Source organism: Mesorhizobium sp. AA22, assembly GCF_001672375.2.
In the GTDB taxonomy this organism is placed as follows: Bacteria; Pseudomonadota; Alphaproteobacteria; order Rhizobiales; family Rhizobiaceae; genus Mesorhizobium; species Mesorhizobium wenxiniae.
In genome coordinates, this window is the sequence record NZ_CP048406.1 from 2,867,587 (window position 1) to 2,885,248 (window position 17,662).

26 protein-coding genes and 1 pseudogene are annotated in these 17,662 nt (G+C 62.1%); 20 read left to right on the top strand and 7 right to left on the bottom strand.

Features of this window, described 5'->3' with window-relative positions; genetic code table 11:
* The first annotated feature begins 180 nt into the window (after nt 1-180).
* On the top strand, nt 181-1,356 hold the full coding sequence (locus tag A9K68_RS13930; protein WP_065006692.1) for a glycosyltransferase family 2 protein: 1,176 nt from the start codon (nt 181-183) through the stop codon (nt 1,354-1,356).
* Nucleotides 1,357-1,436: 80 nt separating this feature from the next.
* On the opposite strand, the gene A9K68_RS13935 is transcribed toward A9K68_RS13930, so the two are convergent.
* Nucleotides 1,437-1,622, bottom strand: coding sequence for a hypothetical protein (locus A9K68_RS13935; RefSeq protein WP_065006693.1), 186 nt, complete (start codon nt 1,620-1,622; stop codon nt 1,437-1,439).
* A gap of 12 nt (nt 1,623-1,634) precedes the next feature.
* On the opposite strand from A9K68_RS13935, the gene A9K68_RS13940 reads away from it, so the two are divergent.
* The 5 genes from A9K68_RS13940 (at nt 1,635) to A9K68_RS13960 (ending at nt 5,141) form a co-directional block, all read left to right on the top strand.
* Nucleotides 1,635-1,931 (top strand): hypothetical protein, encoded by a 297-nt coding sequence (locus A9K68_RS13940; RefSeq protein ID WP_065006694.1) that lies wholly within the window; start codon nt 1,635-1,637, stop codon nt 1,929-1,931.
* A gap of 113 nt (nt 1,932-2,044) precedes the next feature.
* A complete protein-coding gene (locus A9K68_RS13945; protein WP_065006695.1) occupies nt 2,045-2,536 on the top strand; it encodes a hypothetical protein in 492 nt (163 codons plus the stop codon).
* Nucleotides 2,536-3,342, top strand: a complete 807-nt coding sequence (locus A9K68_RS13950; protein WP_065006696.1) for a hypothetical protein — start codon at nt 2,536-2,538, stop codon at nt 3,340-3,342. The genes A9K68_RS13945 and A9K68_RS13950 overlap by 1 nt, the downstream gene beginning before the upstream one ends.
* The gene (locus tag A9K68_RS13955) at nt 3,339-4,211 is read left to right on the top strand and encodes a hypothetical protein (protein WP_065006697.1); all 873 of its coding nucleotides are present in this window, start codon (nt 3,339-3,341) and stop codon (nt 4,209-4,211) included. Before A9K68_RS13950 ends, A9K68_RS13955 begins: the two co-directional genes overlap by 4 nt.
* Nucleotides 4,212-4,427: 216 nt before the next feature.
* A complete protein-coding gene (locus A9K68_RS13960; protein ID WP_065006698.1) occupies nt 4,428-5,141 on the top strand; it encodes a class I SAM-dependent methyltransferase in 714 nt (237 codons plus the stop codon).
* Here the strand turns inward: A9K68_RS13960 and A9K68_RS13965 are convergent.
* From A9K68_RS13965 to A9K68_RS13975, 4 genes are all read right to left on the bottom strand, one after another.
* Nucleotides 5,134-5,820, bottom strand: a complete 687-nt coding sequence (locus A9K68_RS13965) for an acyltransferase (protein ID WP_281409501.1) — start codon at nt 5,818-5,820, stop codon at nt 5,134-5,136. The genes A9K68_RS13960 and A9K68_RS13965 overlap by 8 nt on opposite strands.
* Nucleotides 5,821-6,159: 339 nt before the next feature.
* Complete coding sequence (locus tag A9K68_RS31320; protein WP_203546907.1) at nt 6,160-6,330, bottom strand: hypothetical protein; 171 nt, start codon at nt 6,328-6,330, stop codon at nt 6,160-6,162.
* Between the two features lie 137 nt (nt 6,331-6,467).
* Nucleotides 6,468-6,677, bottom strand: coding sequence for a hypothetical protein (locus A9K68_RS13970; RefSeq protein ID WP_065006699.1), 210 nt, complete (start codon nt 6,675-6,677; stop codon nt 6,468-6,470).
* Nucleotides 6,678-7,099: 422 nt separating this feature from the next.
* The gene (locus tag A9K68_RS13975) at nt 7,100-7,279 is read right to left on the bottom strand and encodes a hypothetical protein (RefSeq protein WP_065006700.1); all 180 of its coding nucleotides are present in this window, start codon (nt 7,277-7,279) and stop codon (nt 7,100-7,102) included.
* Nucleotides 7,280-7,378: 99 nt separating this feature from the next.
* On the opposite strand from A9K68_RS13975, the pseudogene A9K68_RS31325 reads away from it, so the two are divergent.
* The 3 genes and pseudogenes from A9K68_RS31325 to A9K68_RS13985 form a co-directional block, all read left to right on the top strand.
* Nucleotides 7,379-7,527: pseudogene (locus tag A9K68_RS31325) on the top strand (hypothetical protein); the annotation flags it as partial.
* 82 nt (nt 7,528-7,609) lie between these two features.
* Nucleotides 7,610-7,957, top strand: a complete 348-nt coding sequence (locus A9K68_RS31330; protein WP_065006767.1) for a hypothetical protein — start codon at nt 7,610-7,612, stop codon at nt 7,955-7,957.
* An 83-nt stretch (nt 7,958-8,040) separates the two neighbouring features.
* Entirely contained in the window at nt 8,041-8,334 is a 294-nt protein-coding gene (locus tag A9K68_RS13985) for a hypothetical protein (protein ID WP_065006701.1), read from the top strand.
* A 72-nt stretch (nt 8,335-8,406) separates the two neighbouring features.
* Here A9K68_RS13985 and A9K68_RS31335 read toward each other — a convergent pair whose 3' ends face one another.
* Entirely contained in the window at nt 8,407-8,553 is a 147-nt protein-coding gene (locus A9K68_RS31335) for a hypothetical protein (RefSeq protein ID WP_082982190.1), read from the bottom strand.
* Between the two features lie 271 nt (nt 8,554-8,824).
* Here A9K68_RS31335 and A9K68_RS13990 point away from each other — a divergent pair, with 271 nt between their 5' ends.
* The 4 genes from A9K68_RS13990 (at nt 8,825) to A9K68_RS14005 (ending at nt 10,341) form a co-directional block, all read left to right on the top strand.
* On the top strand, nt 8,825-9,133 hold the full coding sequence (locus A9K68_RS13990; RefSeq protein ID WP_065006768.1) for a hypothetical protein: 309 nt from the start codon (nt 8,825-8,827) through the stop codon (nt 9,131-9,133).
* A gap of 322 nt (nt 9,134-9,455) precedes the next feature.
* Nucleotides 9,456-9,755 (top strand): DUF1236 domain-containing protein, encoded by a 300-nt coding sequence (locus A9K68_RS13995; protein ID WP_065006703.1) that lies wholly within the window; start codon nt 9,456-9,458, stop codon nt 9,753-9,755.
* 97 nt (nt 9,756-9,852) lie between these two features.
* Nucleotides 9,853-10,059: a hypothetical protein gene (locus tag A9K68_RS14000; RefSeq protein ID WP_065006704.1), complete on the top strand. Its 207-nt coding sequence runs from the start codon at nt 9,853-9,855 to the stop codon at nt 10,057-10,059.
* 72 nt (nt 10,060-10,131) lie between these two features.
* Nucleotides 10,132-10,341 (top strand): DUF2934 domain-containing protein, encoded by a 210-nt coding sequence (locus tag A9K68_RS14005; RefSeq protein WP_065006769.1) that lies wholly within the window; start codon nt 10,132-10,134, stop codon nt 10,339-10,341.
* 87 nt (nt 10,342-10,428) lie between these two features.
* On the opposite strand, the gene A9K68_RS14010 is transcribed toward A9K68_RS14005, so the two are convergent.
* A complete protein-coding gene (locus A9K68_RS14010; RefSeq protein WP_065006705.1) occupies nt 10,429-10,719 on the bottom strand; it encodes a hypothetical protein in 291 nt (96 codons plus the stop codon).
* 295 nt (nt 10,720-11,014) lie between these two features.
* On the opposite strand from A9K68_RS14010, the gene A9K68_RS14015 reads away from it, so the two are divergent.
* The 7 genes from A9K68_RS14015 to A9K68_RS14045 are packed head-to-tail and all read left to right on the top strand — an operon-like array spanning nt 11,015 to nt 17,616.
* Nucleotides 11,015-11,740: a GntR family transcriptional regulator gene (locus A9K68_RS14015; protein ID WP_065006706.1), complete on the top strand. Its 726-nt coding sequence runs from the start codon at nt 11,015-11,017 to the stop codon at nt 11,738-11,740.
* Nucleotides 11,741-11,742: 2 nt separating this feature from the next.
* Nucleotides 11,743-12,777, top strand: a complete 1,035-nt coding sequence (locus A9K68_RS14020; protein ID WP_065006707.1) for an ADP-ribosylglycohydrolase family protein — start codon at nt 11,743-11,745, stop codon at nt 12,775-12,777.
* Nucleotides 12,774-13,748, top strand: a complete 975-nt coding sequence (locus A9K68_RS14025) for a PfkB family carbohydrate kinase (RefSeq protein WP_065006708.1) — start codon at nt 12,774-12,776, stop codon at nt 13,746-13,748. The genes A9K68_RS14020 and A9K68_RS14025 overlap by 4 nt, the downstream gene beginning before the upstream one ends.
* 56 nt (nt 13,749-13,804) lie before the next feature.
* Nucleotides 13,805-14,866, top strand: coding sequence for an ABC transporter substrate-binding protein (locus A9K68_RS14030; protein WP_065006709.1), 1,062 nt, complete (start codon nt 13,805-13,807; stop codon nt 14,864-14,866).
* Between the two features lie 25 nt (nt 14,867-14,891).
* Nucleotides 14,892-15,761 carry an ABC transporter permease gene (locus A9K68_RS14035; RefSeq protein WP_065006710.1) on the top strand — a complete coding sequence of 290 codons (870 nt, stop codon included), beginning with the start codon at nt 14,892-14,894 and terminating at the stop codon, nt 15,759-15,761.
* Nucleotides 15,761-16,549, top strand: a complete 789-nt coding sequence (locus tag A9K68_RS14040; protein ID WP_065006711.1) for an ABC transporter permease — start codon at nt 15,761-15,763, stop codon at nt 16,547-16,549. Before A9K68_RS14035 ends, A9K68_RS14040 begins: the two co-directional genes overlap by 1 nt.
* Nucleotides 16,549-17,616: an ABC transporter ATP-binding protein gene (locus A9K68_RS14045; RefSeq protein WP_065006712.1), complete on the top strand. Its 1,068-nt coding sequence runs from the start codon at nt 16,549-16,551 to the stop codon at nt 17,614-17,616. Before A9K68_RS14040 ends, A9K68_RS14045 begins: the two co-directional genes overlap by 1 nt.
* The last annotated feature ends 46 nt before the right edge of the window (nt 17,617-17,662 follow it).

The following is a 17,662-nucleotide window of genomic DNA, read 5'->3' on the forward strand; positions in this document are numbered from 1 at the left end:
GGATGTGAGCGAAATGAGGAAGCATGAAGGCATCCACGAGTTTCGGCTGATTGAAACCAGCATATTAGCACATGTCGCCGCCGTAAGTGCGAATACCGGGCGAATTCTCAGATGTTGAAGTAGCCGGTAGGGACAGGCGGCTTGATACCTTCCCGCTCGAGCATGCTAGTATTTAGGCCGGTGGCATTCATCCTTCATCAAAAGCAGGCTTTTTTCGATATGCAACCCGCAGTTTCCGTCATCATTCCTGCCTACAACGCGGAAAAGACCATCCGACACACCCTTCAGTCGGCCGCCTCGCAAACTTTCAACCAGCTGGAGATCATAGTTGTCGATGACGGGTCGACCGACCGGACCGCTGAGATCGTCGAGGCGTTTGCAACCAGTGATCCGCGTATTTCTCTTCTGAAACAGCAGAACCAAGGGGTTGCTGTCGCCAGAAACCTGGCAATTCATGCGGCGAAGGGTGAATTTATAGCGCCACTTGATGCGGATGATGTGTGGCACCCGACAAAGCTGGAGAAGCAGCACGGCCTCTTTCAATCGCGGCCGTCTCTCGGCCTTGTCTACGCATGGTATAGGGTCATCGATGCTGATGATTTGGTGATAGAATGCTCCCCACCAATTCTCGCTCGCGGGGACGTTCACAACTGGCTGCTGGTTGAGAATTTTATCGGCAATGCAAGTTCACCGCTAATCAGGCGATCAGTTCTTACGGCAACCGGGGGATACGACCCGTCGCTCAAAGCCGCAGGGGCGCAAGGAGCCGAAGACTTGCAGATGCAGCTCAACATTGCTGCGATCTGCGATTATGATGTCGTTCCCGAGTATCTGATTGGTTACCGGCGATCACCATCTTCCATGTCGACCAGGTATGTCGCCATGCTGAGGTCGCACCGGATCGTCCTTGAAACAGTCCGCACGCGACATCCCAGGCTAGCGTCTTTCTTGTTTCGTTGGTCCGATGGCGTGGCGTCAGCGTATTATGGCATCGAAGCCGCCCGCACGTCGCCAGGCGCGGCCATCGCTCCGCTTGTCCACGCAACACGGATCGATCCGGCCGCGCTGTTTCATGTCTTCGCAAAGCCGTCCGCACAAGGCCTGTGGCGGCGGCTGTGTCGCTTTGTGCCGAGACTGCTCGCCGTTAAACAGCGCATGGTTCCGACCTCACCGCATTCCATCTGTACCTCCGGACGTTTTTTCGACGCCGATCCGACCTTCATCTGCCAGCCAGTTCCTCCGGAGTGGCTTCGAAGGCGAGTCCAGGTGGCCCTCAAGACGCCGACGCCGCGCCAGCTTCGCGAGTCAAGTCCGAGGAGTATTGATCCGTCCGCTCTCGTCGAAGACGGCGCTTAGGTCTTAAACACGAGGTGCCGGCACCTAAACTCACCTGATCTGAGACCGGCTGAAATGACAGGTGCTAAGCGACTGCTAAGCTACGCCCGCCTAGAAAGCGCAATCTCGGCAGACAGCAGAAAACTGACATGATATTCGAAGCCTGCGCATCCGCAAATACGGACGCGATCGTCGCGGCTGGCATCGACAATCGACGGGCAGGTCCTGTGGTGCGCGTTGAAATCATAGAGCACTTTTAAGCCTCGCTTCGCCGAGGCTTTTTTCATGGAGCAAGCCTGATGGCCCGACCTGCAACTGCCGCCGTTCGACTTCTGACCGGCGAACGCGAACCCGTGCGTCTGGCGACCACAGCCAACATCCTCCTTCATGGCCTGAAAACCATCGACGGCGTACCATGCGAGGTTGGCGACCGCGTGCTGGTCAAGGACCAGTCCGACCCGCCGAAGAACGGGATCTACACGGTGAGCGAAGGCGAATGGCTTCGCGCCGGCGATGCCCGCACCGCCCGCACCTTGCAGAAGGGAACGACGGTCCACACCCAGATAGGGACAGTCAATGTCGACCGGGTGTTTTAGTTTACGGCCGACGAGCCGGTCGTGGGCACCGACGCCATCGCCATTATCCCGTTTGTGTCGCCCGACATTTCAGACGTTGTCGATGAGGCGGAAGCGCTGCGCGAGAAACGAAGGTGCTGAAGGATGCCACTGAGGCCAGTGCCGGCCAGGCAGCTGCCAGCGCCTCCACCTCCGCCGCCAATGCCGGACAAACCGCCGCCGATGTCGTAGCAACCGCGGCCAATCTGGCTAGCGCCCAGGCGGCGCGCGACGCGTCCCTGTATGGCAAGGGCATCTTCCCGACGATCGTGTGGGCGGTCGGCTGTGGTATCGTTGGTAGCGGTGCGCTCGTGGGCGGTGCTGGCGGGACTGATGGGACATTCGATCTCGCCATTACTGGCGGTGTTGGCTCTGGCGCTGCCGGTCGGTTCATCGTCGCTGGCGGCGTAGTCACTATGATCCTCATCACGGCGTCGGGTTCCTATACCATCGCGCCTGCTTTTAGCTTTGGCGCTTCAGCCGGCCTCGCTGGTGCCAGCGCCCCACCGGTTCTTGCCCGGAATGTTGAGGTTGGTGATACTTTTGGACCGAAATCGGCGCCGGTATCCTCGGGGTGGACAACGTAGTGGCGGGGCCGGTTGCCATCGACACGGGCGTTCGCGCGTCAGCGGCGGAAGTCATCGCCTTGATCGGATCGCGGACGGTGGGTCCGGTTGCCATTACCGGCTCGGTCGGCGGCACGGCTATCACTAACACTTCTGTCTATTACTGGCCGGGGTCTCTGTCCGCGATAGATGAAAATCTGTCGAGCGTAGAGCTCGGTTTCGGTGTGACAGCCGGGACCATTCATGTCGTCTTTGCCCACGTCGAGGGCGACGGCACGCTGAGTCTCGTCTCTGAACAAACCATCCTTGCCGTTGCCGGCCCGTCCTCCGTCAACTCGGGGCTCTCGATCCTGAAACCGGCCGGCAGTGTCATGGGCCTCCAGCGCACCGGCTCCGGCACCTGGTACTATACGGCGGGGGCCATTCCGAACGGCGAAGCCGAGTGGTTCACGGCGGCGGTTCCTACGTCGGACACCGCCAAGACCATTGGTTTTACCAATGGCCCGCAATGGAAGGCAACTTTCACGGGCGAAATCGGCGTCAAGGCGCGTGCTGCCTATGCTAGCGCAAACGAACTGGCTGATATTGTCGGATCAGAGCAGGTTGTTGGCTGGCCGTCATTGGTCAACACAGGCACGAATACCCCGTCGAACTACAGCGTTGTCATGCAAACGCCAGCGCCGTCCGATGGGTACATTACCGAAGTTAATGCCGGGGCAAGCGGTTCCGGCTTCATTGGGCGCTGGCCAGCAACCGCCCCGCACACTGGTTCAATCGCGTCACGCAGTTCGCAAATGTCAGTATTGCTGACGATGAACCGGGCATGACGGCGCTGCGGCCAAGCTCTACCTACACGCCCGCCTTCTATGGCATCACGACCAGCGGAACCGTCTCGACGGGAACGCGCGGGCCGCTCGGCGAAAGCATCATCCTTGCGGATGGTGCGTCCCTGGCGTTCACAGGCGCCTATGAACAGGTCGGCGTCCACCACACCCAGGACGCCGGTCAAGGCTCGCTCGCCTTCGCCTTCAACGGCGGCGCGGCCTACAAGACTGTGAACGCTGCCGGTGCTCTGGCACTCGATCAATATTCCGGCCCGTCCCTGACAGGGCGGGCGGCGAGCGGAAACTATACCCTCACGGTCGCAGGCGAACCTGTGGAGATCACCGGGCTTATCCGTCCCGGCATAAAGGCGGCCGGCTCGCGCCCGCGTCTGCGGACGCCGCGCGCCGCGCACGGAAGCTATACATTCGCGTCCTTCAACGGGCCGCGCCTTGCTTCTGCGGTCGCACAATGCGGCTATGCTGGCGGCAAGATCGTGCCGGTCCTCGCCCTGGGCATCAACGACAGCTTTGGCACGCCGCCGGCGACGATTTCAACGAACAACACGTCGATCATCAACACGCTGGAAGCGGCCCTGGCGCCGCCAACGCGCCCGTCCTCGCCTTGGGATGGCAGCTATACGGGCGGCCGAACATACGACGCAGCGCTTGGCGCGATCCGCCAAACCTACCCGGTCGCGCAATGTGCCGACGATCCCGATCGACGGGTTCGATTACATCAGCTCGGGGGCCTATCAAGAAGGCCTGCACTTCAACGACGCCGGCCACGACGGCAATGCATTGCGCTTCATCGAATACGTCGCGGAAAGGGGATAAGGCCACGCCATTCGCTATTCAGTGCAAGGGTAAAGTGATCGCGACGCTTGAAGAGGGCGAGGAATTGGTGATCGTCGGAAAGAAGATCCTAACAGTTCAATGACCCGAACTTATTGTCGAGGAATCACAGTGCCTAAGGACGATGCCGAAGGCTCGTCGAAGTGTGGCTGGGAGGCGCCTAGTCCGCACTGGACGCGGTTCGCGCACTATGGCACGGTTGGCTTGGCGGGGGTGATCCTCAGGAGGATTTCTCTATGGCGGACGCCGGCAGCATTATAGCGATCTATGATGATTACTACGCAGATGGCAAAGTAGCCGCGAAACGCGAAATTGCTTCGCAGCAATCAGTCGGCCATATAGAAGCGATCCTCCGGGGGGAGACCTTCGACAAGATCCTGGACATCGGCGCAGGCGAAGGTGCCGTTCTGGACAAGCTGAACAAGAAAGGTCTCGGGAAGACTCTTGGAGCCGTCGAGATTTCAACAAGTGGCGTCGAGGCCATCAAGGCCAGGAATGTCGCGAACTTAGCCAGCCTGGATATCTTTGACGGCTACCACATCCCTCATCCCGACAAGTCGTTCGATCTCGGTCTCGCCATCCACGTCGTCGAACATGTCGAGCACGAACGGATGTTTTTGATGGAGGCGGCGAGGGTCTGCAAGAAGCTCTACATCGAGGTGCCGCTGGAGCATACGAGAAACCTCAATCGCGCCATTCGGATGTCCGGGCCGTATGGGCACATCAATTTCTACACGCCGTTGACGTTCGAAAATCTGCTGAAGACTTCTGGTCTCAAGGTTGAGAGGCAAATGACTTTCGCCCATGACCTTGCTTATGAGCAGCACCTGGCCGGCCGGTCAAAAGGATGGGTGAAATACAAGTTGCGGACCGAATTTCTCAGGTTCGCGCCCAAGACTGCGGTGCGGAACATGGCGTACATGGCCGGAGCGCTCTGCAGCACTAAATAGTTAATTCTGAAAGGTCGCGGACCTTCTTAGCAGGAACGCCGGCAACGACCGTGAAGGGCTCTACGTCCTTCGTGACGACAGACGCCGCGCCGACGACCGCGCCCTTGCCGATCGTGACGCCTTTCAGGATTGTCACGCCAAAGCCGATCCAGACATTCTCCTCGATCGTGACCGGCGCGATGCCGACACCCGACCAGTTTTTTTTGCCCTGATGCCAGTCCGCGACGTCGTTGGCTCGCTGCTTCCAATCCAGGGAATGCGAGTTATGGTCAACGATCGTCGTACCCCAGGAGATAACGACGTCATCGCCGATCCTGATGTGCTCGGCGGCGACTAGGTGGCTCTTGCCGATGAAGCAGCGGCGGCCGATCGTGATTTGGGCTGCTGACCGGTCAAACGAGAACCGGCAGTTGATGATACCGTCCTCGCCGATCGAGTGATGGCCACGGCGGGCAGTGCGGACGCTCTGAATGGCCATCTTCGTGCCGGCGCCGACATTGACGCCCGCTAGGTGTTGCAGGAAACGCGGCACAAAAGGCATGTCAGTGTGTTCCGTATCGTATCTGTTGCTGTCTCTCGGCGACCTGCGATCCGTCACAGACAATGAGGTTGTGGCATTTGCGCACAAAGCACCCTCCAATGCTGCCCGCGCATCGCGCTCATCGTCGGTTTCCACCATTGGCGCGGGATGCGCCGATCGCTTCGAGCCGGAAAGCGCTGAGGGTTTATGGCACCAGCAGGTCAGTTCGCATCGTCAGGGGCAGATCCGTTGGACCGCCCATCATTTGCGGCAAGCATCTCCGCTTTGCAAGCGTGATGGTGAGGTGTTCACGCGGTAATTCGTTTGGCTCGACACGGCCTCTGGCAACGAGCCAGTGCCGGTAGCATTTCCTCGACCGTAGATAGGTTTGTACCGAGCGATCCTGTGAGTCGAGAATTTCGGCGGCGGCTGGCTGGCTTACGCGTCCAAAAGTCACGCCGTAGCCCGCGCAGGCGAATGGCGCAAATACTGCAAAGACTAATGACTGCTGTCTTGCGACTTGTCGTGAGGCTGGCTGTTCGACCACCAGACAAAATACAGCGAACCTACCTTCATGACCGGCACGCGGCGCTCGCGTTCGCGCACCCGCAATTCGCGATAGACTTTCATCTTGAGGGTGCCGCCCGGCAATTTGATACGCACTGCCATCGGTTCAACTCCCGCCGTGCAACGCAACGATGATGTGCAATGCAGCAAGTAGAGAACTTCCCCAAGGGAAGAGTCAACAGCCGATGGGCACGTTTTGACTGTTTCCGGAAGGATTGAGCGCAGGCGCCTGATGACGTTCAGGGCGTCAAACGCGTCGCCTGGGGTCGGTCAGGATCGCCCGGTGCACCCGGCGGGTCGTTCAAGGGACGCTGGCGGTTCGACCACCAGGTGAAATAGACCGAACCGACCTTTAGGACAGGGATGCGGCGGGTGCGCTCGCGCTCGCGCAATTCCCGATACACCTTCATCTTCAAGGTGCCGCCTGGCAACTTGATACGAACCGCCATCAGCCCAACCCCATTGTGCAGCGCAGCAATTAGAGAGCTTCCGTGGCGGAAGAGTCAATGGCCGGTCATTGACTATTTCTGGGACTATCTTCTGGGACTGTTTCCAGAAGGGTCGGGTCGCAGGGTTATCGTTTTGGCGGGGGCCTGGACGGACGATCCGACATGCTGCTCGGCCACCAGACGATGAAGTAATTTCCGACCTGCCAGACCGGAACTTCGCGCTTCTGTTCGCGGCGGCGCAGCTCGTCCTTCGTCTTGATTTTCAAGGTCCCGCCCGGAAGCCTGATCCTTATTGTCACGTGCCCTCCCGCACCCTGTGTCCCACAAGGTACGAACGGTTCATGGGAGCAGTTTCATCCCGGCTAAGCAATTTCGGATCAGGCAGCAAGACGGATCGAGCTGTTTTCAAATGGTCAACACCGTCACTTGAAGAAATCCGCCATGCCCTGGATGGCCAGGAACGCATAGACGATCGGCCCGGCGACCAGCCCGCAATAGAGGCACAGGATCGCTGCCAGCGCCACAAGCAAGGGCTTGTCGCGGCCGACCGCGCATAGCTCGGCCTTCACCGTCCAGCGCGCCGTTCCTTCATCTTGCGACATGGGCCGCTGTCCTCCCGATCTCCGGTCCTCTTGGGCTCATTTCACACAGTCGGTTGCAAACATCAACCTGCCCGCGACCTGGGCGGAAAGGACAAGACCATGGATACCACGTTCAAGGATGTCGCCAGGCGCCTGGACGACCTCGATCTGCCAAAACTTGGCGCCAGGATCGGCGTCGGCGAGGATGAGATCCACGCCTTTTTCGACGTCGAGACCAGCGGGCACGGCTTCGACGCCCATGGCCGGCCGATCATCCTGTTCGAGCCGCATGTCTTTTTCCGCAACCTGTCGGGGGCGAAGCGTGCGCAAGTGGTGCGGGTGGAGGCCGTGATGATACAGGAGTTTCTCGATGCTCTCGGCATCAAGGCGCCGATGGTGGTCGCCGGCCTGTCCGGCGGCATTTTGCGAGCCTTGTCGCGCCACCGCTACAAGGTCCGCGAGATGGTGGCGTCGCCGATCTGCGGCGCGCTGGCGGCGGCCTACCTGACATTGCCAGTGGTGCACTACATCCGCGCCGGCCTGCCTTTGCCGTCGCCGGACGACGACACCACGACGCTGGCCGCGGCGTTCCTCATCGGCGTCTCGGCGATGTGGATTTCGGATATCGTCTTCGAGGTGGTGTGTTCAAGCCGGAGAAGGAGGAGTGAGATCGCGCCTGTCTTATTGCGCCCGCAGTAACAGCCTCTTGCGGGAGAGCCGGGTGAAGGTGCGGAACCACAGGCGACGGTGCGCGTTACGCACGACCCTCGTGAGGATGCACCATGCCAGCTCGCCCAATCGTCTCGACAGCCGCAGCGATCCTGCTCGCCGCCACAAGCATGGCTTACGCCCGGCCGGATGCGCGCACCATGACATGCGAACAGACGCAGCTTCTGATCCAGAGCCGGCGCGCGGTCGTCCTGACCACCGGCCGCAACACCTATGATCGATATGTCCGCCAATACGGCAACGAGTGCGACTGGCCCGACGTGCCGATCGCCTCCTATGTCCGGACGCTTGACGGTCAATGTCGGGTCCATCGATGTGAGGAACCGGTTTTCGATTTCCCGGACTGAGAAGCAGCCGGCCTCTGATCCAAGGTCTGTTCGCGCGACGTCTCTTCGCGCGACATCGAGGGGGCCGATGCCCTAGAAGCCGAAGAACTGCCAGCCGATCAGATATCCAAGCGCGACGACCGCCAGGGGAAACAAGGCGGGCGCCAGCCGGCTGAGGGCGGGGCTCCTTGCCGGTTCCTTCGGGGCATTCCTGACGGCGTTTCCGAGATTCTTAGTCATGATCCCGCTATAGTAGCAGTCGCTGATTAACGATTCCCCAACATGCTGCGCCGCTCCGGAAACGGGGCGGTTTTCGCGTCTTCCATGGAACTCGTCGCTCTTGCCGCTCAAAACTATCCTGTCAGTCGATAGCATGGAACCGGGCGCGTCGCAGCGTACGGGAACCAATCGCCGCCCACCTGCTTTGGCAAGGAGGTGATCCTTCGCGGGAAAGGAGTTCGACGTGAAACCTTTCGAATTCTTGCCAAGCGCGGTGATGACGGGCACGCTGATGACGGGCACGCTGACGATGGGCATGCTGGGTGCACTAGCGTTGGCGGCGCCGGTTGCCGCCCAGACGGAGACACAAGACCAGGCGCCTGCCGGCCCCTGCCAGGCCCAGCCGCAGAACGGCCAGCAACAGAAGCCGCCCGTCAACAACGGTGCCAGCGACAGCCTGACCGACACGCTTGATCCCTGCAACGGCGTGCTGCAGCCGCCGCCGACCGGCGATCAAGGCATGGCCGCACCGCCGCCGGACCAAGGCAGGACACCGGTGATCAAGCCCGGCGAGGTGCCGGCACAGCCGCCGAAACAATAGATTCGGGCCTTTGCCGCCTCGCGCCTGACGGGTGCCCCGGCAGGCTTTTTCGCCTTCGGCCCGGAACATTAGCTCTTGCTAAATGTTCCTCTCGAAGCAGTCGATATCACCCCCTCCGGTATCGCTGCTGATCGGGCAATCCGATCGGCCCGCGTGCCTGCGTAAGGAACGCGGGCCACTGCGGTCGCATCAGTGCGCTCCAATGCGGCGATCGATTAGCCGCCGCTCACGGAACAAAGAAGGTTACGTCTGCGTTTCGCAATCTGGGCCTGCCGTTCCCGACTGTGGAAGGCGGAGCCCGCAAACCAGACAGGAGAAGACGATGAAAATCCACCTTGTTCCTGCCGCCGCCGGGCTGGTTCTGCTCGCCGGTATCGGCGTGGCCACCGCAGACCAGGTGATTATCACGCCCGAGCAGCAGACAGTCGTCCGCGAATATGTGCAGAAGCACCCGCTGGCGTCGATCAGCCTTTTGGGAGTGGAGCTCAATGTCGGTTCCACTTTGCCCGACACGGTTGAACTTCACGAGGTTCCCGACGTCGAGTACAGATACGTAGTCGTCGACGATCGCACCGTGCTGGTCGACCCCGGCACCCGCAGAATCGTGCAGGTCATCGACTGACCTTCACCCGCCGCTCTCTCGGGAAGACGCGAGAGGGAGCGGCGGCTCGCCGGCAGGCCGCCGGCCGTTGATCGTCTTGTCGCGGGAAGGAGCTTCCATGTTGCCGCATGTCGAGTCACGCAATGTGGCCGCATCTGTCGACAAGCTGCTTGCTGAACGGGGCACTGCCCTCTTGTCGATGAAGGAGTTGATTGGAGCGGTGCGCGAGCGAACTGGAACGGAGCGCTCGGACGCGGATCTGGCGGGGCTGATAACCAAAAAGGCGGCACTTCTCGGTGTCGCGGTTCTGTCCGACCAGGGCTGAAGCCGCCCAAGACGCCGATCGAAATTTCAGCTAAAAGTTGTCGCTCACGGATTTGAGCCGATGGAGGCAACAGTGACGGACGACAGGCAGGAACGCATTCGCCAACGGGCCCACGCGATCTGGGAGCAGGCCGGCCGGCCCGACGGCGCGCACCAGCAGCACTGGGAGCAGGCCACAGCCGAGATCGACGGTGAGGAGAGCAGGCCGAAAGCGAAGGGTCCCGCGACCGGAAAGGCCACCAAGCCAAAAGCTGTCCGACCGCGCAAGAGTTCAGCAAGCTAGAACATAGCGGTTCGTAACACAGCGTTTCGGCCGCGGCACGAAAACTCTGTCCGTGCCGCGGCCGAAAGCGTGGAAAATCGATCTCGGCTACTTGCCGCAGTGGTTGTCGTTGACGGTCGGTGAGACCGTGCCGGGAGCCTTGTTCATTGCATCCGGCATCGCGCCCTGCGGGCCTATAGGGCAGTTACGATCGGCATTAGAATTCAAGTCGGCATTTGAATTCACGTCATCAGGGCCCGCAATAATGCTACCCGTAGTCCCGGGATCGACGGCATTCGGCTCCACGAGGTTCGGATCGACCGGGGCAGGGTCGGTGACGACGCTTCTGTCGCTGCCGGGACCCATGTCAGCGTCTGGGTCGCTGGTATTCTGGGCCATCGCAGAGGTGGCCAGACCCGGCGAGTACGGACGCTGCGAGAATCTTCGTGAGCATGATTTTTCTCCATTTGTCTCCATTTTCTCGGTTGTTGCCGCATTTGCGACTATCGAAAAAACCGCTCGGGGGTGGTGAAGGTTCCCATAAAATTCCAGCCTGCGACGAACCGTTCGTGATCATCAGAGCAATCCTTGCCCGGTATGGGGAACTCAAAAGCGTGCTGGCCACGAGCCGTTGACATGACCGCCATGTCACGGTATTGAACAAGACTATACAGGTCTACTGAACAGGTATTCCATGGCGCGGCGCACGGCTCTGTCGACTCCCGGTACGGGCAAGCCCGAACGGATCGCCACCGTCCTCGAACACGAGATCCGCTCCGGCGTGCTCGGCTTCGGCGACCGCCTGCAGAGCGAGAACGAGCTCGTCCAGCGCTTTTCCGTCAGCCGCAACACCATCCGCAAGGGTCTCGAGGAACTGTCGAGCCGCGGGCTGATCACCACCAAAGTCGGCATCGGCTCGTTCGTCACCTTCGACGGCATGCCGGTCGACGACGCCGTCGGCTGGTCGCGGGCGCTGGCCAATGCCGGCGCCAATGCCGACACGCGCACGCTCAGGCTCGAAGTCATGCAGGATGCCGAGCTCGCTGCTAGGCTGGGCGTCGAAAGCCCGTTCTTCATCGCCGTTGACCGGGTGCGCAGCAACGCCGATGACGGCCACGCCATCTCGATCGAGCGCAGCCGCTTGCCGCTGTCGCCCGAGCTGGAGGACGTGCCGCTGCGCGGCCTGCGCGAGGGCTCGCTGCACCAGACGCTGCGAGGGGCGGGGCTCGTCCCCGATCACGGCGAGGAGTGGGTCGATATCGAGATGCTGAGCGCCGAGGACGCGGCCATTCTCGATTGCGCGCCCGGCGCGCCGTTCCTGCGCACGCGGCGGTTGACGCGCGCGGCCGATGGCCGCGCCATCGAATTTGTCACCAGCCTTCTCAATCCGGCGCATTTCGCACTTCACCTGGAGTTCTGAGTATGGACACGGCCGAGGCGATCGACCGGGCGATGGGCGCGCTTATCGGCGGTGCGCTGGGCGATGCGCTCGGCATGCCGACGCAGTTGTTGTCGCCGGCCCGCATCGCCGAGCTCTACGGCCACGTCGAGGATTTCGTCGCGCCCGTCGCCGACCATCCAGTGTCGAAGGGCCTGGCCGCCGGCACTGTTACCGACGACACCGAACAGGCGCTGCTGCTCGGCCGTATCCTGGTTGTTTCAGGCGATGGCTTCGATCACACGCTCTGGGTCAATGCGCTGCTCGACTGGGAGCGCGAGGTCAAGGCGCGCGGCAGCTACGACCTGCTCGGGCCTTCGACCAAGCGCGCCATCGACGCCATCAATGACGGCGTGCCGGCCGAGGAGGCGGGGCGCAGCGGCGACACCAATGGCGCGGCGATGCGGATCGCGCCGGTTGGCATCATGATGCAGCCGGAGCCGCTAGACGCGCTGGTCGCCAAGGTCGCGGAAACCTGCCGCGCCACGCACAACACATCGATCGCCATTGCTTCGGCCGCCGCCGTCGCTGCCGCCGTCAGCCGCGGCGTTGCCGGCGGCGACTGGCGCGCCGCCGCAGATCGTGCCGTCGTGGCGGCCAAGCGCGGCGCAGAACTCGGTCACTGGATCACCGGTGGCGACATTGCCGCGCGTATCGACTGGGCGAGGAGCCTCGTTCGCGGCAAGGCTGTCACGGAGGCGATCCGGCTGATTGTCGATCTGGTCGGGACCGGGGTCGCCAGCCAGGAATCGATTCCGGCGGCCTTCGCGGTGCTGGAAATCGCCGGCGGCGATCCCTGGCTGGCGGCCGTCATCAGCGCCAATCTCGGCGGCGACACCGACACGATCGGCGCCATTGCCGCCGGCATGGCAGGCGCCTGCGCCGGCTTTTCCCGATTGCCGCAGGAACACATCAACCGGCTCAAAGGCCTCGACATTGCGCAGGTGCGCGCGCTCGCCGCCGACCTGGTCGCGGCGCGGATGGCGAAAAGCATTTCAGGCAAGGACGCGGCGGCATGAGCGGGCGTCTCGTCCATATCGGCAGCGCGGTGGTCGACTATGTCTACCGCATCGACGCCTTGCCGGCGCCCGGCACCGAGAAAACCGCATCGAGCTTTGCCCAGGTCGCCGGCGGCGGCTTCAACATGATGGTCGCGGCCAGCCGCACCGGTATGAAAGTGGCGTTCGGCGGCCAACTCGGCAGCGGACCGAATGGTGACTTCCTGCGTGCCGCCCTCGCGGCGGAAGGCATCGCAACGCTGACCCCGGCATCCACCATGATGGACAGCGGCAATTGCGTCGCCATGATCAGCGGCGACGCCGAGCGCACGTTCGTGTCATGGCCTGGTGCCGAGAGCGTGCTCAGCCTCGGCATGATGGCGCCCGTCCGGGTTGCGCGGGGGGATTGGGTGTTCGCCTCCGGCTACACACTGAGCTATATCGGAAGCCGCGATGCGCTGGCCGACTGGATCGAGGCGCTGCCGGCGGAAATTCCCTTCGTCTTCGATCCGACGCCTGTTATATCAGACATCCCGCGCACCATTCTCGACCGGGTGCTGGCGCGCACGAGCTGGCTGAGCTGCAACATCGTAGAAGCGGCCGAGATCGCCGGCGCCGGCGATGTCGAGGCTGTTGCTGCCGGGCTTCTTTCCAATCACTGTCCGAGCGCCGAGGGGGTCGTCATCCGCGCCGGGGCGAAAGGCTGCTTCGTGCGGCTGGGTGACGGCACCGCGCAGGCCGTGCCCGGTTTTAAGGTCGCCGCCGTCGATACCAACGGCGCCGGCGACACCCATATCGGCGCCTTCGTCAGCGCGCTGTCGCGCGGCGTGCCGCCCTTCGAAGCGGCGCGCTACGCCAATGCGGCGGCGGCGCTCTCGGTCACCCGCCATGGCGGGTCGTCGGCGCCGACCGACCAGGAGATCCAGACATTCCTCGGCCATTACGATCGACTGACGACCGTGCATAGCCGGAAGCAAGAGGCCCATTTCTGACAGCCTAAATGACGTAACAAGCCCGCCAACCGGGCAGAACAATGAGAGGAACGAACATGCGCATGTCCAAACTGACTGCTTTTCTGACGGCGACTGCCGTCTTCACCTCCGCGCTCACGCTGGCCGCCACTGCCGCCGAAGTGCATGTGCTCAACTGGAAGGGCTACGGGGCCGACGAGCCCTGGGCCATCGCGGCCTTCGAGAAGGCGACCGGCAACAAGGTCGTCAACGACTTCTTCAATTCCGAACAGGAAATGCTGACCAAGCTGAGGACCAATCCCGGCCTCTACGACGTCGTCATGATCAACGCAGCCTTCAACGACCAGGCGATGGCGGAAAAGCTGATCCAGCCGATCGACGTCGCCAATATTCCCAATTACGCCGACATCAGCCCGGACAAGGCGGGATCGCCGATGCTCGTTCGTGACGGCAAGGTCTATGGCGTGCCATGGGTGTGGGGCTTAACCGCGCTCGCCATCAACGAGAAGTCCTTCGAGACGCCGCCGACCAGCATCACCGAAATGTGGAACGAGGCCCATAAGGGCCGCGTGGTCATTCGCGACGACGCGGTCGAAGCGGTTCAGTTCGGCGCCATCGCCACCGGCCAGAACATCAACGACATCAAGGACATGGAAGCCGTCAAGGCGAAGCTGACCTCGCTGATGCCGCAGATCAAGACATTCTGGAGCTCGGAGAACGATTGGAACCAGATGGTCGCCTCCAACCAGATCGACATCGGCACCTACTGGAGCGGTTCGGCCGACCGCGCCAAGACGCATTTCAAACTGCCGGTCTCGCTGGTCATCCCAAGGGAAGGCGCCGTCGCCTGGCTCGACGCCTTTTCCATTCCGGTCGGCTCCAAGAATGTCGCCGGCGCCGAGGCGTTCATCAACTACATGATCGATCCCGGCTTCTACGTTGAATGGGTCACCAAGGTCGGCGCGCCGGTCTCGGCCAACACCAAGGCGGTTGCAGCGCTTCCCGAAGATGCGTTCAACCGCAAAGTGATGGGCGATCCCGATGTCGCCAAGCGCATCCAGTTCCAGGCGCCGATCACCGATGCGCAGCGCGAGGCCTATCTGGCGCTGTGGCAAGAGCTCAAGGTCAACGTGAAGTAGCGGGCGGGCTTTCGGGGAGAGGCATATGGCGGAACAGGTCGCGACCGGTTCGAGGAGCGGATTGCGATCGGCTTTGCCCCTGCTTCTGCCCGCTTATCTGTGGCTGACAGTGGCGATCTTCCTGCCGCTGTCGGCCATGGTCTTCTTCTCCTCCATGACCGAGCTGCCGCTGTCGGGGAAGGCGTGGTCGTTCACGCTGGAGAACTACGCCACCTTCTTCTCAGAGCGGTTGTATTTGACGCTGCTGCTGGCGTCGCTCAGGCTCGGGCTTGAGGTGACCCTGTGGTGCGTCGTCATCGGCTTTCCCGCAGCCTATGTGCTGGCCAAGGTGCTGAAAGGGCGCAGCCGCGAGGCGATCTTCCTGCTCGTCATCCTGCCGTTCTGGTCGAACGGGCTGGTGCGCATCTTCTCCTGGGCGATGGTGCTGCGCGAGGGCGGCATTCTCGACACCGCGCTCAACGCCGTGCTGCCGTTCAAGATCAACATCGACGTGATGTATTCGTATCCGGCCGTCGTCATCGGGCTGGTGCATTCCTACGTGCCCTACATGGTGCTGACCTGTTACCTCACGCTGCAGGCCATCGACGACTCGCTGATCGAGGCAGGGCGCTCGCTCGGCGCCTCAAGGCTGCAGATGCTGAGGCGGGTGATCATCCCGCTGTCCATGCCGGGGCTGGTGGCGGGCGCAGCGCTGATCTTCGTGCCCGTCGTCGGCTCCTTCATGGAGCCGCGTATCCTCGGCGGGCGCACCGGTACCTTCTACGGAACGGTCATCGAGGATCAGTTCGTCGCCGTCTTCAACTGGCCGCTGGGCGCAGCGCTGTCCTTCATCCTGCTGGCCGTCGTCCTGGTCATTCTTGCGCTGACATCGCCGGTGCTCAGGAGGGCCGCCTGATGGCGACGACCCGTATCCTCGAATGGCTTGGCCGGCTCTACATCTGGCTGCTGCTCGCCTTCCTCTATCTCCCGATCGTCATCATGGCGCTGATGTCGTTCAACGTCTCGCCCTTCTACCAATTGCCGTTGGAATGGACGACTGAATGGTACGCGTCGCTGTGGCAGAACGACCAGCTGATCTCCGCAACCTCGAACAGCATAGAGATCGCCGTCATCACCACCATCCTTTGCACCGCGCTCGGCACGGCGGCGTCGCTGGCGTTCTATCGCTACGAATTTCGCGGCAAGAAATTCCTGCAAGCGCTGCTGTTTCCGCCGATCGCCATTCCGTGGCTGATCACCGGCACGGCGATGCTGATCTTCTTCTTCGGCGTCGGCATCGGGCGTGGTCTGTTCGCAATCCTGCTCGGCCATGTGGCGCTGGCGCTCCCCTATGTCATCGTCGTCGTCTCGGCACGGCTGCAGACCTTTGCGCCGGAACTGGAAGAGGCGGCGCGATCGCTCGGCGCCAACCAGTGGCAGGTGACGCGGCGCGTGACCTTGCCCTGGATCATGCCGGGCGTCATCGCCGGCGGGCTGTTCGCCTTTGCCGTATCGTTCGACCAGTTCGTAGTGTCCTACTTCCTGTCGACGCCGGGTCAGACAACCTTGCCGGTCGAGATCTACGCCGCGATCCGCAAGGGTTTCACGCCCGAGATCAACGCGGTCTCGACGATCATCATCGTCGTCTCGATGGCGCTGATGCTGCTTACGGCACGTTTCTTCAAATTCGGCGGAGAGAAATAATGGCCGGCGTTCAGGTATCGAATTTGTCGCGCAATTTCGGGGCGCACAAGGCGCTGGATGACGTCTCCATCGATTTTGCCGACGGTGGTTCCTATGCACTGCTTGGGCCCTCGGGCAGCGGCAAGACCACGCTGCTGCGGCAAATCGCGGGCTTCGATTTCCCCGACTCGGGCCGCATCGCGATCGGCGGCGAGAGCGTCGAGCGGGTGCCGGTCGAGAGGCGGCGCATCGGCATGGTGTTTCAGAACTATGCGCTGTTTCCCAATATGAGCGTGGCCGACAATGTTGCCTTCGGCCTGTCGGTGCGTGGCGAGGCCAAGGCAACTATTGCAAGCGAGGTGCAGCGCGCGCTCGATCTGGTACAACTCAGCAAGCTCGGCGGCCGCCGGCCGCACCAGCTGTCCGGCGGTCAGCGCCAGCGGGTTGCGCTGGCCCGCGCCATCGTCACCAAGCCGCGTGTGCTTTTGCTCGACGAACCACTCGGCGCGCTCGACAAGGCGCTGCGGGTCGACATGCAGATCGAACTGAAGCGTATCCAGCGCGAGATCGGCATCACCACCATCTTCGTCACCCACGACCAGGAAGAAGCGCTCACGATGAGCGACCGCATCGGTATCCTGCGCGATGGCCGGCTGGTGCAGGAAGGGCCGCCGGAGGAGATCTACGACAGCCCGAAAAGCGAATTCGCCGCCACCTTCCTCGGCGATGCCAACATCTTTCGCGGCGAGACCACAGGCGTCGGTATCCGGCTGCCCGACGGCACGGCGATCGCCGCCCGGGCAGGGGCAACGCTTGCCGCCGGCGCCAAGGCCAGCTGCGCGGTGCGGCCCGAACGCATCCGCATCGCCATCGATTCCGGAAGCGCGGACCAGGCCAATGGCAATGTGCTCCGTGGCCAAGTTTCCAAGCGTATCTTCGCCGGCAACAACAGTACCTATTTCGTCGAACGCGACGGCCAGACGCTCAAGGTCATCGTGCAGAACACCGGCGCTGACAGGCTGGCCGAAGGCCAGGAGGTGCTGCTGCGCTGGTCGCCGAAGAGTACGGTGCTGATCGCCGCGAACTGATCTTGCCAGGCGGACTGCAATCCGTGAGAGCATGGTCGGGCATAGT